Source organism: Saccharothrix sp. CCNWYY140, assembly GCF_037401995.1.
Lineage (GTDB): Bacteria > Actinomycetota > Actinomycetes > Mycobacteriales > Pseudonocardiaceae > Actinosynnema.
Window position 1 is genome coordinate 1 of the sequence record NZ_JBBEGC010000154.1, and the last position, 15,022, is coordinate 15,022.

Sequence of the window (15,022 nt, forward strand, 5' to 3'; positions counted from 1 at the left end):
GGCCGTACGGGGGAGAAACCGAGGCCCTTCCTGTGGCTGGCAGCCACGCGGAGCGCCTGCGGCGCGAAGAGCTTGCGGGTGCGGTGCGTCGGGCTTGGGTGTGTTCGCGGGGGTTAGGTGGTGGTCGCTGAACTGGGTGATGGGGTGGCTCGGCTAGCTTTGCCGGTCGAGCGCGGGGGTCGCGCTGGTGTCGTGGGGAGTGTCCATGTTGGCCGTCGCCGGGGTTCGCAAGTCCTACGGGAAGCGGGCGGTGTTGCGCGGGGTGGACCTCGATGTCGGGGCCGGCGAGCTGGTTGGGGTCGTGGGGGAGAACGGGGCTGGGAAGACGACCCTGGTGCGGATCCTCTGTGGACAGTTGCGGGAGGATGCCGGGTCCGTGCGGTTGTCCGGGAGGCTGGGGTACTGTCCGCAGAATCCTGTGCTAAACAACGATCTCACCGTTGTGCAGCACCTGAAGTATTTTCAGATTGCCTACCGGTTGCCGCACTTGCGGCGTGCGGACGAGTTGATCGAGCAGTTGGGGTTCGGGGACTACCGGGGGGTCGCGGTCAAAGAACTGAGCGGTGGGACGCGGCAGAAGGTCAACCTTGTGCTGGCGTTGATGCACGATCCCGCCGTCGTGCTGCTCGACGAGCCCTACCAGGGGTTCGATTGGGAGACCTACCTGCGGTTTTGGGAGATCGCCGCTGCCCTGCGGGAGGCCGGGCGGGCGGTGTTGGTGATCTCGCACCTTGCTTACGACAGCGTCCGCCTGGACACCCTGCACCGCCTCCGCGACGGCGTCCTCGAACGCGCGGTGGCGGTGAGCACCGCATGACCTCGTACGGCGTGGCGGCGCGGTTCACGTTGCTCGTGTTGGCGCGCAACCGCCTCGCGATGGTGTTCCTGACGGTGCTCATCCCGGTCGGGATCGCACTGGCCCACCACGTGGTCAGCCACGACGTCCTTCCGTTCCACCAGGGCAGCACGGGCGCTGTGGTGTCCGGGGGTGGGGAGAAGATCACCATGATCAGTTGTGCGCTCAACGCGTCGTGCCAGCTCATCGGGTTCGCGATGTTCTCCTCGGCCAAGCACGCCGAGGACTTCGACCTGCGCCTCACCGCCGCCGGCTACCCGCGCAGCGCCCTGGTGCTGGCCAAGCTCACCTCCCTGACGGGCTTCGCCGCGCTGGTCGCCGCCTACGCCGCCGCCTGGATGCGCTGGTTCTGGCCGATGGAGCAGCCCCTGTCGATGTGGGTGGCGGTGTTCCTGGCCGGCCTGGTGTACGGGGCGATGGGCCTGTTCCTGGCGCTGTTCCTGCCGGGCCAGCTGGAGGGCATGTTCACCATCATCACCATCACGATCACCGACCTGCTCTTGCAGAACCCGCTGATCAACCGTTCGCCGGGCGGCGGTCTCGTGGAGGCGCTACCCGCCTACGGGGCCATGCAGATCGGGATCGGGGCGGGGTTCACGGAGTCGGTGCCGTCGTCGGCGGTCCTGGTGAGTCTGTTGTGGACGGTGTTGTTCGCCGCTACGGCCTTTGCCGCGTTCCTCAGGCGGACCCGCTGAAGGGCCGTCGCGCAGGACGGTGATCCACTCGCCGTGTGTGGCGGCTTCGGTCCGGTCGTGGGTGTCCGGGCGCGGTCGGCCGGGGTGAGTGCCTGCCAGTGGACCAGGTCCGTCGGCCGACCGTACCGGGTCGATCAGGCGGTGGTGGTGTCGAAGTCGGCGCGCAGGGCGGCCAGTTCGTCGGCGGTGGGCTCGTGGCCGGCGGCGACCATCCGGGAGACCTCGCGGAAGTAGTCCTCGTAGCCGGCGGGCGTGAGGATCATCAGGCACCGCGCGGGCGCGTCGGTGGCGTTGCGGAAACCGTGGGCGGACCCGCGCGGCACCGCCACCGCGCCGCCGGCGCCCACGACCAGGTCCGTGCCGCCCACGTCGAAGGTGATCTCGCCGTCGAGCACGACGAAGTCCTCCTCGTGTGAGTGGTGGACGTGCGGCGCGGCGCCCAGGCGGCCCGCGTCCAACCGCATCTCCACCACCGCCAGCCGGCCGCCGGTGTCCGATCCGGCCAGCGTGATCCGGTACGCGCCGCCGATGGCGGGCAGCTCCTCGACGTCCTCGGGACGCCTGACCCCCAATGTCATGCCGCCACCCTAGGTGAGCGGCACAAATGTTTTGCACGCCTGCGCAAACCACGAGTACCCGACCCGGTGAACGTGGTCGCGGCTCGTTCCCCCGCCGATCCGCCGGGTAACCGACCGGCACAGCGGAGGAGTGAACCATCATGAAGCACAACGCGTTCTTCGCCCGCGGCAAGCAGCGGGCAGTGGTGGCCTGTGCCGCGGCGTCGGTGCTGGCCCTCGTGACGGCTTACCGCAGTGACGCGCAGCCCGCGGTCGAGGTGTCGGCCGCCGACCGGGTGGTGGAGCTGGTCAACGCCGAGCGGGCGAACGCCGGCTGCGGCGCGGTGGCCGTGGACGGGCGGGCGCAGTCGGCCGCGCAGACCCACGCCGACGACATGGCCGCCCGCAATTACTACGACCACGTCAGCCCCGACGGCCGCGACGCCGGTGACCGCCTGGACGCCGCCGGCTACCCGTGGCGCCGGGTCGCCGAGAACATCCACAAAGGACCGTCCTCGCCCGAGGAAGCCATGCGGGACTGGATGAACAGCCCTTCCCACCGCGCCAACATCGTCAACTGCGAGCTGCGGGACCTGGGCGTCGGCGTGAACACCAGCGGCAACGGCCCGTTCTGGGTGCAGGTGTTCGCCACGCCTTGACCCGGCGCACCTCTCGTCGGACGTTGGTCGGCACCGGGGTGGCGTGCGATCATCGCCGCGCCTGACCGCGTGCGACGAGGGGGTTAGCCGGTGTACGGGTTCGTGGGTGCGGGTGCGCTGACGGCGGCGATCGTGGAAGGGCTCAGCGCCGAGGTCGCCGAACCGCCCGCGGTGTTCCTGTCCCCGCGCAGCCGTGCCGTGGGGCTTGACCTGGCCGGCCGGTTCCCGAACGTCCGGGTCTGCGCGAGCAACCAGGAGGTGCTGGACCGCGCGCCGGTGGTCGTGCTGGCGGTGCGGCCCCAGGTGGGGGCCGAGGTGGTGCGGGACCTGGTGTTCCGGCCGGACCACGTGGTGGTCAGCGCGCTCGCCGGGGTGACGCTGGCGCGGCTGCGGGAGTGGATCGCCCCGGCCACGCAGGTCGTGCGCACCATCCCGCTGCCCGCGGCGGCCCGCCGCCAGAGCCTGACCGCGCTGTACCCGGACCACCCGGTGGCCCGTGAGCTGCTGGAACGGGTCGGCGGCGTGGTCGTGCCGGAGGCGGAGACGACGTTGGAGGCGTTCAGCGCCTCGACGGCCACGTTCGCGGCGCACCTGGACTACCTGACCACGGTGGCGGACTGGCTCGCGGCGCAGGGTGTGAAGCAGGAGGACGCCAACGCCTACATCGCCCACATCTTCGGGCAGCTCGGGCAGTCGGTGGCGCGGGCCACCTCGCTGACGGCGTTGACCGAGGAGCACATGACCCCCGGCGGGCTCAACGAGCAAGTGCTCGGCGACCTGCGCCGCGACGGCGTGCCCGACCTGGTGCGCCGAGCCCTGGACCGGGTCCTCGCCCGCCTGCGCGGCTGACCCTGCGGAGTCGGCCCACCCGAACGTGTGCGATGGGCTTTACCCGTTCGGGTGGACGCCGGAGCGGGTCGTTTTCCGCTGGGGCGTCCGGGCATCCCGCCTCTGGTTCCAAGCGGTCACCAGGACCGCGGGAGAGGAGGAGGTCGTGATGGGTGTCGGCGCGTTCGGACGGGTTGCGGTCGCCGCGGGCCTGGTCGTGGGGAGCGGTGTGGCGGTCGGGCCCGGCGCGGTGGCTGCGGACGGACCCTCGGCGTGGAAGGCGGTGATCGACGAGAAGGTCACCAAGGACGCCGACGGCTACACCTTCACCGGGACGGTCGCGTGCCCGGAGCAGGAGTCACCGATCGACATCACGAAGGTCGTGCTGATCGTGCGGCAGGAGGGGGCCGTGGGCAAGGCCGATGGGGACAAGGTCGAGTGCCAGGACGGGAGCAGCCGGGCGGACGGCAAGTGGAAGGTGTTGCTCAAGTCCGAGCAGGAGCAGTCGCGCCGGAACCCGCCCGACGACTCGCCCGGCATGAAGCCGGGCAAGGCCGAGGCGTACGTGGTGGTCGTGCAGGGGACCACCTTCGAGATGGGCAAGGGCTCGGTGACCCTGCCCGAGTGACCTTCAGTCCCACCAGAACGACCACGAGTGGTCGCCCACCAGGCGTTCGGCGTACGCCGTCAGCGGCGAGACGCCCTGCCAGACGTTGTCGGGGCAGAACGCGAAGTGCTCGGCGGCCACCGCCAGGGCGGCCTCGGGTGTGGTGGGCGGCGCGGCGACGCTGAGCAGCAGCGTCGAGAACCCGACGCCCACCACCCGTGCGCCGAACCGGTCCTCCCAGCTGCGCAGGACCGCGGAGATCTCGGCGGTGTCGTTGGTGTAGTTGGCCGGACCGAACCAGCCGACGTTCGTCAGCGCGTCCGCGCCCCGGTCGGTGGCCACGAGGCCCAGGCGCATCGACCGGTGCTCGGAGAGCAGGTGCTCGGCCAGGCCGTCGGCGACGGCGTCCGGCTCGCCGACCTCGTCGGGTGCGGGCGCCAACCCGGGCCACCGCGCGCCGAACGGGGCGGTCGTGGGTTCGGCGGGTTCGGCGTACTGGGCCCACCAGTCGGCGAGCAGCGCGGCCGGGTCGTGCTCGTCGGGCGAGGACATCTCGCCGGGCACGAACTCGCCGCTGCCCCACGGCCGGTAGTCCTCGGCCTGGTCGTCCAGGGCGTCCAGCAGCAACGGCCACAGCCCGGAGCGGGCGTGCTCGGCGCGCAGCCGGGCCCACAGCCCTTCGGGCGCCGGGCCGTCACTGAGCCACAACGCGGGCCGATCGCTGTCTTCCTCCTCCTCGGAGGCCTTGGCCCGGCCTGGGGGCAGCGGGACCGACAGCGACCGGCCGTCGTGGTCGGCGTGGTCGGCGAACAGCGCCCGCAGGTCCGGGGGCAACGGCGGTTCGGTGCTCATGACCGGCGATGGTAGGGGCCGAGTACGACAATTCAGCGGCGGACGGTGTTGCCGTGGGCGGCGGACGGGCCGTGGTTGACGTCGCCCGCGTAGGCGGCGGTGTAGCCCTCCAGGAGGGTGTTCACGCCGACGTGCACCGGGACCCGGGCGTCACAGGTCGCCGTGCCGGCGGCGTTGGTGACCGCCGTGCACAGCGGGGTGCCTTTGACCGTGGAGAAGCCGAGGACCTTGCCGGGCACGGGACGTCCGGTGTGGTCCTCGGTGAGCGTCGCGGTGATGCCGGTGACGGTGAGGCCGCCGCGCGGGACGATCACGGCGGTGCCGGTGGCCAGCCGCGTCCGCGCGGGCGGGACGGCGTGGATCGCGATACCGACCGGGTTCACCCCGACGGGGACCGCGGACTCGACCGCGAGGGTGGCGGTGTTCAGGACCGACACGGTGCCGCTGTGGAAGTTGGTGACGTAGGCGCGTGCGCCGTCCGGTGTGAGGGCGACGCTGATCGGCCGGTCGCCGACGCGGACCGTGGCCAGGGGAGTCCGGTTCACCAGGTCCAGCACGGAGACGTTGTCGCCTTCGCTGTTGGGGACGAACGCGCGGGTGCCGTCCGGCGTGACCGCGATGCCGTGCGGGGTGAAGCCGACCGGGATGGTGCCGGTGACGGTGTTCCCGGCGGTCTCCACCAGGGCCACGTTGTCGGAGAACTTGTTGACCACCAGCAGGGTTCCGCCGTCAGGGGTGACGGCGAGCGCGGTGGGCGTGTTGCCGGTCGGGAACTCGGCGATCTCGGTGTTGGTGGCGGTGTCCACGACGGACACCGTGCCGGGGCCGGGGACGTCGTGGGCGACGTAGAGCAGCTTGCCGTTCGGGGTCAGCGCGACCCCGTCCGCATTGGGGCCGACGGGGATCGTGGCCACGGCGGCCAACGTCGCCGCGTCCACCACGGACACCGTGCCCGCCCGGTAGTTCGAGACGTACACGTGGCCACCGTCGGGCGAGACGACCACCCCGGCGGGACCGTCACCCACCGGCACGGCGGCGTCGATGGTGTTGGTCGGCGTGTCGATGACGGTGAGCGTGTCGTCCCGGACGTTCGTCACGTACCCGCGCCCACCGTCGAACGCGACCCCGACACCGTAGGGCGAGTCGCCCGGCGAGTCGGCGAGCACGGTGGTGGTCGCGTTGGTGGCGGTGTCGAGCACGGACACCCCGCCCCCGTTGTTGGCCACGTACGCCAACACCCTCGCGCCTTGCGCGCCGGCCGCTCCGGAGGGCACCAACAGCAGCGAGGCCCCCAGCGCGAGCGCCGCGGGAACCGTGCCCACTCTTCGAACTCGTCCGCTCACACCGACCGACCTCCCAAGCCCTGGCGGGATACTGCGCCCATCGCGGTCCTGGAGGACTTCGTTAGCCCGCAAGGCCCCACAAATCGTCCTGCGATCAGCCGATTACCCACCGACGCCGGTTCAGAGCCGCCCGGCGGGTCGGCGGCCCTCGGACATCGCCTCCACCTGCTCGGGGGTGAACGGCGGGTCGAGCAACACCGTCCGCTGGGCGTGGCAGCGGAACATGTCGGCGATGTAGTGCATCCGGTCCGGCAGGTCGGACCAGTCCGCGGCGGCCGTGCCGGTCAGCGAATCCGGTGTCGGGTCCACCAGGGCCAGCAGGGCCAGCAACTCGGGGTCGGACAGCTCGGCCAAGACGGGCGGGAAACGAGCGGGCAGGTCTTCGCTCAGGTCCAGCAGTTCGTCGGGCAGGGCCAGGGTCATCAGGTGTCGGGTCACGGCCTGGCGGGCCAGGGTGCGGGCTTGCCGGGACAGGCGTTCGGTGGCGGTGCGGATGGGGCCCCGTCTGCCCAGGACGGTCAGGGCCACCCGGCGCAGCCACTTCACGAAGCGGTTGCCGGGGAGCAGGAGGTCCAGCAGGCGGCGTTCCAGTGCGGCCGGGTCGACGACCGGGCCTTCCACGGCCGCCGTGATCTCGGGTTGCAGCCTGGTCTGTTCGTGCAGGCCCACTTCGATGTTGGCCAGCAGCAGCAACTCCGCCCGCTGCTTCGGGTCGGCGGTGGTCGTGGCGCGGTGGTAGCGGGTGAAGGCCTGGCGCAGGTAGCGCTGACCCTCCGGGGGCTCGCCGGTCCGCAGGGTCTCGACGAACTGCTCGACCGGGCCGGTGAAGGCCAGGAAGCGGGCGAACTCGTGGGCGATCTCCTCGAACACCTTCAGGTTGCCGCGTGCGGCGGCGGCGCTGACGGCGTCGAGGTCGGCGACCGTCACGACGGCCTGGCGCACCACCGACGACACGGTGTCGAACGGCAGCGGTGCGACTCGGCGCAGGGCGGAGACCAGCAGTTCCACCGACGCCGGGTCGGAGAGGCGTTCCAGCGCCCGGACCAGGTCCTCCTGCCGGATGGTCTGGCCGACCTGCTTGGACGCCCACACCGCGAACGTGCACCAGTTCGCCGACCCGCCCGTCCGCGCCGCCAGCGCCTTGGACAGCAGGTGGTAGCAGTGCGTGATGCGGAGGTTGCGCACGACGGGGTCGGTGTCCGCCGCGATCCGCTCCACCTCGGACACCGCGGGCGCGACGACCTCCACACCGGACTGGCTCATCGACCTCGACCTTTCCCCAGGGGTACCACCCACGACATCGTCCGGGGGAGGGGAAGTGTGACGCGGCCCGGTCTCCGCACGAGACCGGGCCGCGTCGACGACTAGCGCAGCAGGCCGCGCTCGATCGCCTCGATGATCTGCTGCCGCAGGCCCGACGCGGGCACGATGGCGTCCACCGACCCGACCTCGACGGCCCGCCGGATGCTGTGCACCCGGTCGAACTCCGCCGCCACCTCGGCCAGCTTCTCGGCCCGCACGGACGTCCGGGTGCCGGCCAGCTCGGCGGTCAGCGCCGCGCGTTCGGCGCCCGAGGACTCCGCGACCATCGCCTCCAGCTTGCGCACCCGCGGGTCGTTGGCGGTCCGGCCGTCGACGTCGCGGGAGAACACCACGGCCGCCGCCGGCGCGCCGCCGATGACCGACGCGAACGAGCCCTCCACCGCCAGGACGGTCATGTTCGGGTTGAGCGCCTTGGAGAACACCACGAACGCGCCGCCGTGGTACCGCGAGATCACGCAGAACACGATCGGGCCGCGGAAGTTCACGATCGCCCGGCCGATCTCCGCGCCGTACTCCAGCTGGAGTTCGCGCATCGACTCCGGGGAGCCGTCGAAGCCCGACAGGTTCGCCAGCACCACCAGCGGGCGGTTGCCGCTGGCCGCGTTGATCGCCCTGGCCGCCTTCTTCGACGACTTCGGGAACAGCGTGCCCGCCGTGTACGAGTCGGGGCCGTCGGTGGGCGGGAAGCCGTGGCGCGGGACCGCCCGCGACTCGATGCCCAGCAGGCACACCGGGATGCCGCCCAGGTGGACGTCCTGCACGACCGCGGTGTCCGCGTCGGCCATGCCCCGCCACCGCTCCAGCACCGGGTGGTCCTGGTCGGACAGCGCCCGCATGACCGTGCGGATGTCGAACGGCTTCTTGCGGTCCGGGTTGGCCTCGACGGAGAAGATCTCGCCCACCGTGGTGAACGGGCTGTCCGGCGAGCTGTGCGGGAACGCGCACACGTCCCGGTCCACCGGGTCGGTGGTCGGCGCGCGGCGCGGGCCGTCCTCGCCGGGGGCGATGAAGCTGTGCTCGTAGTGCGCCATCAGCACGTCCCGCGCGGCCCGCAGGTCCGGCGCCCAGTACTGCGCCTGGCCGTTGGGGCCCATCACGCGGTCGTAGCCGCCGATGCCGAAGTTGTCCTCGGCCGACACGCCGCCGGAGAAGTCCAGCGACTGCTTGCCGGTCAGCACCATCGCCGAGTCCGGCGTCATGACCAGGATGCCCTTGGTGTGCATGAGCATCGTGGCCTCGGCGTTCCAGTACGGCTGGGCGCCGACGTTGATGCCCGCGACCACGACGTTGATCTCGCCGCCGGCCTGGGTGAACTCGACGATCCGCTTGAGCGCCGCCGCGACCCAGTCCATGTTCTCCGTGCCGGAGGACATGGAGATCCGGGCGCCGGCGGACAGCGCGAACCACTCGACCGGGACCTTCAGCCGCTCGGCCAGGTCGAGCGCCTCGATGACCCGCGCGCACTCCGGCTCGGACAGCGCGCCCAGCGCCTTGGTCGGGTCGCCCAGCAGCACCACGCGGGTCATGCCCTCGGGGTGCTTGGCGGTGGGCGTGGTGACCGTGCCCAGCACGATCGCGGCGCTGTTGCGCCCGCGCGGCCGGTCCACCGCCACCAGCGAGCCGTCCACCAGGTCGTACTCGGTGAACGACCCGTTCGGCCCGGTGAGCACGTCGATCAGCTCGTACGGGTAGACCGTGCCCCGGCTGCGGGCCCGCAGCACGTTCTGGCGGTAGTCGTCCAGCGGCCGGACCGGCTGGGTGGGCGGCTTGACGAACGACAGCCGGACGCCCGCGCCCGCGTCGTCGCCGATGCGCACGGCGATGTCCACCAGCTTGCCGCCCTCGTCGCGGCGGCGGGCCAGGAACAGCACCTCCTCCAGGTCCAGCCCGGTGGTGGTGGGCAAGACGCGCTGGGCCACCGCGTCCAGGTCACCCGAGCCGAGGTCGGTGGGCGGCCACGCGTAGAGCACGATCCGGTTGGTCGCGGGCCGGTGACCGCCGCCGTGGCGGCTGCGGGCCCGGCGGATGGCGTCCAGGCAGGCGGACAGCACGTCCTCGGCGGCGGGCAGCGCCGCGATCCGGCCCTCGTCGTCGCGCAGCGGCGTCAGGTCGCGCACCTGGGCCAGCGCCACCAGGCGTTCGTCGGACGGGTTCTCCTTGGCGACGCACTGGTAGAGGTAGACCTCCTCGTCCAGCGACGGCAGGCGGGTGAGGTCGAAGTCGCGCAGCCGGTCCAGCTGCATCCGCTCGGCGATGCGCGGGTGCAGGCCCCGGACCAGGCGCTCCTCGGCCAGGCCCGCGGGCTCGGGGCGGAAGGTGAAGTGGTGGTGCATGGCCTCGTCGCGCCGGCCCGCCACCGTGGTGGTGATGCGGTCCAGCCCGGCGGGCAGCGGCTGGGTGGCCAGCGCCTCGCCCAGGCGCGCGGCCATCTCCTCGTGGCCGGTCGGGCCGTCGGGCCAGGTGACGTAGAGGTCGGCGACCAGCGGCTCCGCGCCCGCCACCGCCTCCAGCGCCCGCACCGCCTCGGGCAGCGCGGCGAAGTCCACCGCGGTGCTGACCACGCGCGTGCCCCGGTTCTCGGCGGCGACGAAGACGCAGTTCCCGACCCGCTCGGTGCGGATCGCCGTGAGCGCGTCGGTGCCGTAGTAGCGGCGGGCCAGCACCTCCAGCAGCGGCGCATGGTCCACGCCGGGACGGCCGATGCGCTGACCCAGCAGCCGCACCAGCGGCTCGGGGCTCGCGACCATGACCGCGATCCGCTCGGCGCGGTCGGCGGCGTCCGGGTTGCGGTCCAGGTGGATCAGGTGTTTGCGCACCTCGGAGTGCACGCGGGCACGGGAGCGGCGCAGCATCGGCTGGGCGAACCAGCGGAACACCACACCGCGCGCGAGGTCCGACACCGCCGGGAACCGCACCTGCGTGGCGGCCACCAGGTGCTCCAGCGCGAGACCGACGGTGACCCGGTCGTCCTCGGCCGGCGGGGCCTCGGTCAGCCACTGGCGCAGCAACGCGGCCACGACGTTCGCGTCGGCGGTGGCCCGCTGCTGGGCCAGGAAGATCCGGAAGACCGCTTCCTCCAGCGCCGGCGTGCGCTCCAGGTCGGTCACGCCGTAGTTGGCCAGCGCCGTGGACAGCTTGCGGCGGAACGTGGCCGACACCCCGGCCCGGTCGGGCTCCAGGCTGCGCAGGTAGGTGTGGAAGTGCTCGCGCGGGCTGTGCACGCGGTTGTCCGGCTGCTCCTCGCCGACCGGCCGGTTGCGGCTCAGTTCGGACAGGTCGGCGAACAGCCGCAGCAGCCCGGCCTCGTCGGCCAGTGGGCGTTCGGCCAGCTCGGCGCGCCGGTCCAGGTAGGCGGCGGCCAGGCGGTCCGCGCCGCCGGGCTCGGAGTCGAAGCCCAGCAGCAGGTCCCGCAGCTCCTGGCGCAGCTCGTCGGCCGCCGGGCGGGTGCTCGCGGCGGGCAGGTCCAGCTCGACGGCCGGGCCGGCCGCCTGCGGCGCGGCGTCCTCGCCGTCGCCCACCGGCTCCAGCCGCAGCAGCGGGGCGCCGGCCGGGACCTGGCTGCCCACCGACACCGCGGACTCGCGCAGCCGGGCGCGGAACGGCGCGCGCAGCACCGTCTCCATCTTCATGGCTTCCAGGACCAGGACCGGCGCGCCGGCCTCGACCTCGTCGCCGACCTCCAGCGGCGTGGCCACCACCAGCGCGGGCATGGGGGAGCGCAGCACGCCGCCCTCGTCCCGGCTCACGCGGTGGGTGACGCCGTCGACCTCGACGTGGTGGACCGCGCCGTGCACGCCGGTGACCACGCGGTAGCGCACGCCGTTGACCCGGATGCGGCCGGTGTGGTCGTCGAACCGCTCGACGTCGACGTCCGCCGTGTGCGCGGGACCGGAGGCCGCCGACACGCCGACCCGGAACCGGTGCCCGCCGATGCGGGCCACGTGCACCTTGTAGCTCTGGCCGCGCAGCGTGAACTCCAGCACCCGCCCGGCCTCGTGCCGGGTGTGCGGGCGACCGCCGCGCGCGGAGGTGAACAGCTCTTGGCGGGCCAGCTGCTCCTCGTCCTCGTAGACCTCGATCGCGGCGGTGGCCAGCGCGACCGCCGAGTGCCGGTGGCTGACCAGCCCGCCCTGCGCCCGGACGCGGTCGATCCAGCCGGTGTCGGCGGTCGCGTCGAGCACGGCGGGCTCGTCGAGCAGGTCCAGCACGAAGCTCTTGTTGGTCGCGCCGCCCTCGATGATCACGGTGGTCTCGGCCAGCGCGCGGCGCAGCCGGGCCAACGCCTCGGCGCGGTCGCGGCCGTGGGCGATGATCTTGGCGATCATCGAGTCGAAGTCCGGCGGGATCGAGTCGCCCTCGCTGACACCGGTGTCCACGCGGATGCCGGGGCCGGCGGGCAGTTCCAGCCGCTCGATGCGGCCGGGGCCGGGCGCGAAGTCGCGGTCGGGGTCCTCGGCGTTCAGCCGCGCCTCGATCGCGTGACCCCACTCGACCGGCTTCGCGCCCTCCAGCTTGCCGCCCGAGGCGACGTGGATCTGGGCGCGGACCAGGTCGAACCCGGTGGTGATCTCGGTGATCGGGTGCTCGACCTGGAGGCGGGTGTTGACCTCCAGGAACGCGAACTGCCGGTCACCGGGGTGGTAGAGGAACTCGACCGTGCACGCGCCCCGGTAGCCCACCGCCAGCGCGAGCCGCTCGGCGGAGCCCTTGAGGTCCTCGACCTGCTCGGGCGAGAGCACCGGCGAGGCGGACTCCTCGATGATCTTCTGGTTGCGCCGCTGCACCGAGCAGTCGCGCACGCCCAGCGCCCACGCCGTGCCCTGCCCGTCGGCGATGACCTGCACCTCGACGTGGCGGGCGCCGGTGACCAGGCGCTCCAGGAACATCACGCCGCTGCCGAAGGCCCGCTGCGCCTCCTGGCTGGTCCGGTCGAACGCGTCCACCAGCTCCTGCTCGGAGGTGATCACCCGGATGCCCCGGCCGCCGCCGCCCGCGGTGGCCTTGAGCATCAGCGGGTAGCCGATGCCGCGCGCGGCCTCCAGGGCGGCGTCCAGGTCCTCGACCGCGCCGCGCGACCAGGGCGCGACGGGGACGCCGACCTCCTCGGCGATCAGCTTCGCGCCGATCTTGTCGCCCAGCTTGCGCATGGCGTCGGGGTCGGGTCCGATGAAGGTCACGCCGGCGCGGGCGCACAGCTCGGCGAACGCCGGGTCCTCGGCGACGAAGCCCCAGCCGACCCAGGCCGCGTCGGCCCCGGTCTCCACCAGGGCCTTCTCCAGCACCGCGAGGTCCAGGTACGGCCGGTTCGCGGCGGGACCCAGGTCGTGGGCGAGGTCGGCCTCCCGGACGAAGGTGGCCGTGCTGTCGACGTCGGTGTGCAGGGCCACGGTTTCGATGCGCGACCCGGTCTGCGCGGCCAGGTCGCGCACGGCGTGGATGAGCCGCATGGCGGCTTCGCCCCGGTTGACGATGGCGATTCGGGAGAACAAGAACGAGCTCCTCGTCGGACGTGCGGTCTGTGGCGACCGTCGAGACTCAGCCTTTATGTAGACGCGCGGGATTCCAACGGTGGCAGCTATGCGTGTTGCCGCCCCAATGTTGTAGGAACCCTACAAAGGCCTTCGTGGATACACGTCGGCCGTGAGACTGATCACGCCGCGAGCACGTCCACGAGCGGTGTGGCGGGCCGCCCGATGAGGCGCTCGACGTGGTCGGTGACGCCCGCCAGCTCGCCCGCGGCGATCGCGGTGTAGGTGGTGACCCAGGCGTCGACCTGCCAGTCGGGCGCCTGGTAGACCGCCCGCGAGCGGTAGGCCTCCTCGACCGTCTCGGCGTGGTAGGTCGTGGGGCGGCCGGTGACCTTCTCGATCGTCTCGGCGATCTGGGCGAACGTGAGCGCTTCGGGGCCGGTCAGGTCGTAGGTGGCGGCGTCGTGGGCGTGCGGGTCGAGCAGCACGGCCGTGGCGGCGTCGGCGATGTCGTCCAGGGCGACCAAGGCGGCCTTGCCGTGGCCCGCCGGACCCCGGATCACGCCGTCCTCGCCGACCATGAACGGCGTGAAGTCGGCGTAGAGGTTGTCCCGCAGGAAGGTGTGCCCCAACCCGGTGGTCCTGATGTAGGACTCGGTGGCGTAATGGTCGCGGGCCAGTGTGAAGGTCGCGTCGGCCGCCGCGCCGTAGAAGGAGGTGTAGACCAGGTGCCGCACCCCGGCGTCGACGGCGGCGTCCACGAAGGTGCGGTGCTGCTCGACGCGGTCGGGTGTCTCGTCGGCGGACACCATCAGGGCGGTCGTGACGCCTTCCAGCGCGGCCCGCACCGCGTCCCCGTCCTCGAACCGGGCCGACACCGCGGACGCGCCGGCCAGTTCGGGCGCACGCGAGAGGTCGCGCACCACCAGCCGCTGGGCGACCCCGCGCTCCGCCAGTCGCCGCGCGATCCGTCCGCCGAGCCGCCCGGTGGCCCCGGTGACGGCGATGAGGGCACTGCTGGACTGCTCGGCCACGGACTGCTCCCGGCTCCGAGGTGGACGGTCGGCGCGAACCCACCGTATCGGCCCGCCGCGCCGACCGCTCCCGCAGCGGGTTCGGGCGTCTGGTGCCGGTCGTGTGATGCTGGCGCGATGAGTGACCAACGCGAGGTCGTCATCGTCCGCTGGCCGGGTCAGGGCCTTTCCGCGGACCGGTTGGCCGAGTTGCTGGCGGCCTACCACCTGCGGACGGAGGCGGAGAAGGGCGTGGCCGTCGTCGACGTGGACGGGTTGCCGGACCGCTACAAGGCAGAGGTCCTGGACCCGCGGTCCGCGTTCGCCGACGATGTCGTGCTGGTGGCCCTGAGCGGCGACACAGCCGTGGGCTGCTTGGTGGTGACCGCCCCCGTCGACGGCCGGACAGAGGTCAAGAGGCTCTGGACGGACCCGGCGTTCCGGGGCCGGGGCGTCGCATCCGGCCTGGTCGAGGCCGCGCTTGCGCATTGCGCGGATAGCGGCGTCGGCACGGTGCGGCTGTCGGTGTGGAAGTGGCGGGAAGGTGCCATCGCCCTGTACGAGCGGCTCGGTTTCACCGTCGCCGAATCGTGGGAGGAACGGGATCAGCTGGTGTGCATGGAGCGTGCCGTGTGAGGGACCACCGCCACTCGCCACGTTCCTGATCACCCCACCTCGGGGAGCAGGCCGCAGATTCGCGCGACCCGCCACTCGACCGCCGCGCGCTTTCCCGCCGAAGGCGTCACGCCCGAAGGGCGGGGGGCTCTTGCGTTCCGCCAAGCGGCAGCGACCACGGGAAGGGCCTCGGTTTCTTTCCCCGT

General features: G+C 72.5%; 12 protein-coding genes. 6 read left to right on the plus strand and 6 right to left on the minus strand.

What is annotated here, in order from left to right:
• Positions 1-205 precede the first annotated feature (205 nt).
• Complete coding sequence (locus WBN91_RS35315) at positions 206-817, plus strand: ABC transporter ATP-binding protein (protein WP_337726775.1); 612 nt, start codon at positions 206-208, stop codon at positions 815-817.
• Positions 814-1,551: a hypothetical protein gene (locus tag WBN91_RS35320; RefSeq protein ID WP_337726776.1), complete on the plus strand. Its 738-nt coding sequence runs from the start codon at positions 814-816 to the stop codon at positions 1,549-1,551. Before WBN91_RS35315 ends, WBN91_RS35320 begins: the two co-directional genes overlap by 4 nt.
• Positions 1,552-1,685: 134 nt before the next feature.
• On the opposite strand, the gene WBN91_RS35325 is transcribed toward WBN91_RS35320, so the two are convergent.
• Positions 1,686-2,129, minus strand: a complete 444-nt coding sequence (locus WBN91_RS35325) for a cupin domain-containing protein (RefSeq protein WP_337726777.1) — start codon at positions 2,127-2,129, stop codon at positions 1,686-1,688.
• Positions 2,130-2,269: 140 nt separating this feature from the next.
• Between WBN91_RS35325 and WBN91_RS35330 the strand changes: the two genes are divergently transcribed.
• The 3 genes from WBN91_RS35330 (at position 2,270) to WBN91_RS35340 (ending at position 4,223) form a co-directional block, all read left to right on the plus strand.
• Positions 2,270-2,767 (plus strand): CAP domain-containing protein, encoded by a 498-nt coding sequence (locus WBN91_RS35330; protein WP_337726778.1) that lies wholly within the window; start codon positions 2,270-2,272, stop codon positions 2,765-2,767.
• 90 nt (positions 2,768-2,857) lie between these two features.
• Positions 2,858-3,616, plus strand: coding sequence for an NAD(P)-binding domain-containing protein (locus tag WBN91_RS35335; protein WP_337726779.1), 759 nt, complete (start codon positions 2,858-2,860; stop codon positions 3,614-3,616).
• Between the two features lie 145 nt (positions 3,617-3,761).
• Positions 3,762-4,223 carry a hypothetical protein gene (locus tag WBN91_RS35340; protein ID WP_337726780.1) on the plus strand — a complete coding sequence of 154 codons (462 nt, stop codon included), beginning with the start codon at positions 3,762-3,764 and terminating at the stop codon, positions 4,221-4,223.
• Positions 4,224-4,226: 3 nt separating this feature from the next.
• Here WBN91_RS35340 and WBN91_RS35345 read toward each other — a convergent pair whose 3' ends face one another.
• From WBN91_RS35345 to WBN91_RS35365, 5 genes are all read right to left on the minus strand, one after another.
• Positions 4,227-5,054 carry a DUF4253 domain-containing protein gene (locus WBN91_RS35345; protein ID WP_337726781.1) on the minus strand — a complete coding sequence of 276 codons (828 nt, stop codon included), beginning with the start codon at positions 5,052-5,054 and terminating at the stop codon, positions 4,227-4,229.
• A gap of 32 nt (positions 5,055-5,086) precedes the next feature.
• On the minus strand, positions 5,087-6,376 hold the full coding sequence (locus WBN91_RS35350; RefSeq protein WP_337726782.1) for a YncE family protein: 1,290 nt from the start codon (positions 6,374-6,376) through the stop codon (positions 5,087-5,089).
• 141 nt (positions 6,377-6,517) lie between these two features.
• A complete protein-coding gene (locus tag WBN91_RS35355) occupies positions 6,518-7,660 on the minus strand; it encodes a hypothetical protein (RefSeq protein WP_337726783.1) in 1,143 nt (380 codons plus the stop codon).
• Positions 7,661-7,761: 101 nt separating this feature from the next.
• The gene (locus WBN91_RS35360; RefSeq protein ID WP_337726784.1) at positions 7,762-13,209 is read right to left on the minus strand and encodes an ATP-binding protein; all 5,448 of its coding nucleotides are present in this window, start codon (positions 13,207-13,209) and stop codon (positions 7,762-7,764) included.
• Positions 13,210-13,370: 161 nt separating this feature from the next.
• Positions 13,371-14,222, minus strand: coding sequence for an SDR family oxidoreductase (locus WBN91_RS35365; RefSeq protein ID WP_337726785.1), 852 nt, complete (start codon positions 14,220-14,222; stop codon positions 13,371-13,373).
• Between the two features lie 117 nt (positions 14,223-14,339).
• Between WBN91_RS35365 and WBN91_RS35370 the strand changes: the two genes are divergently transcribed.
• A complete protein-coding gene (locus tag WBN91_RS35370) occupies positions 14,340-14,837 on the plus strand; it encodes a GNAT family N-acetyltransferase (protein ID WP_337726786.1) in 498 nt (165 codons plus the stop codon).
• Positions 14,838-15,022 lie beyond the last annotated feature (185 nt).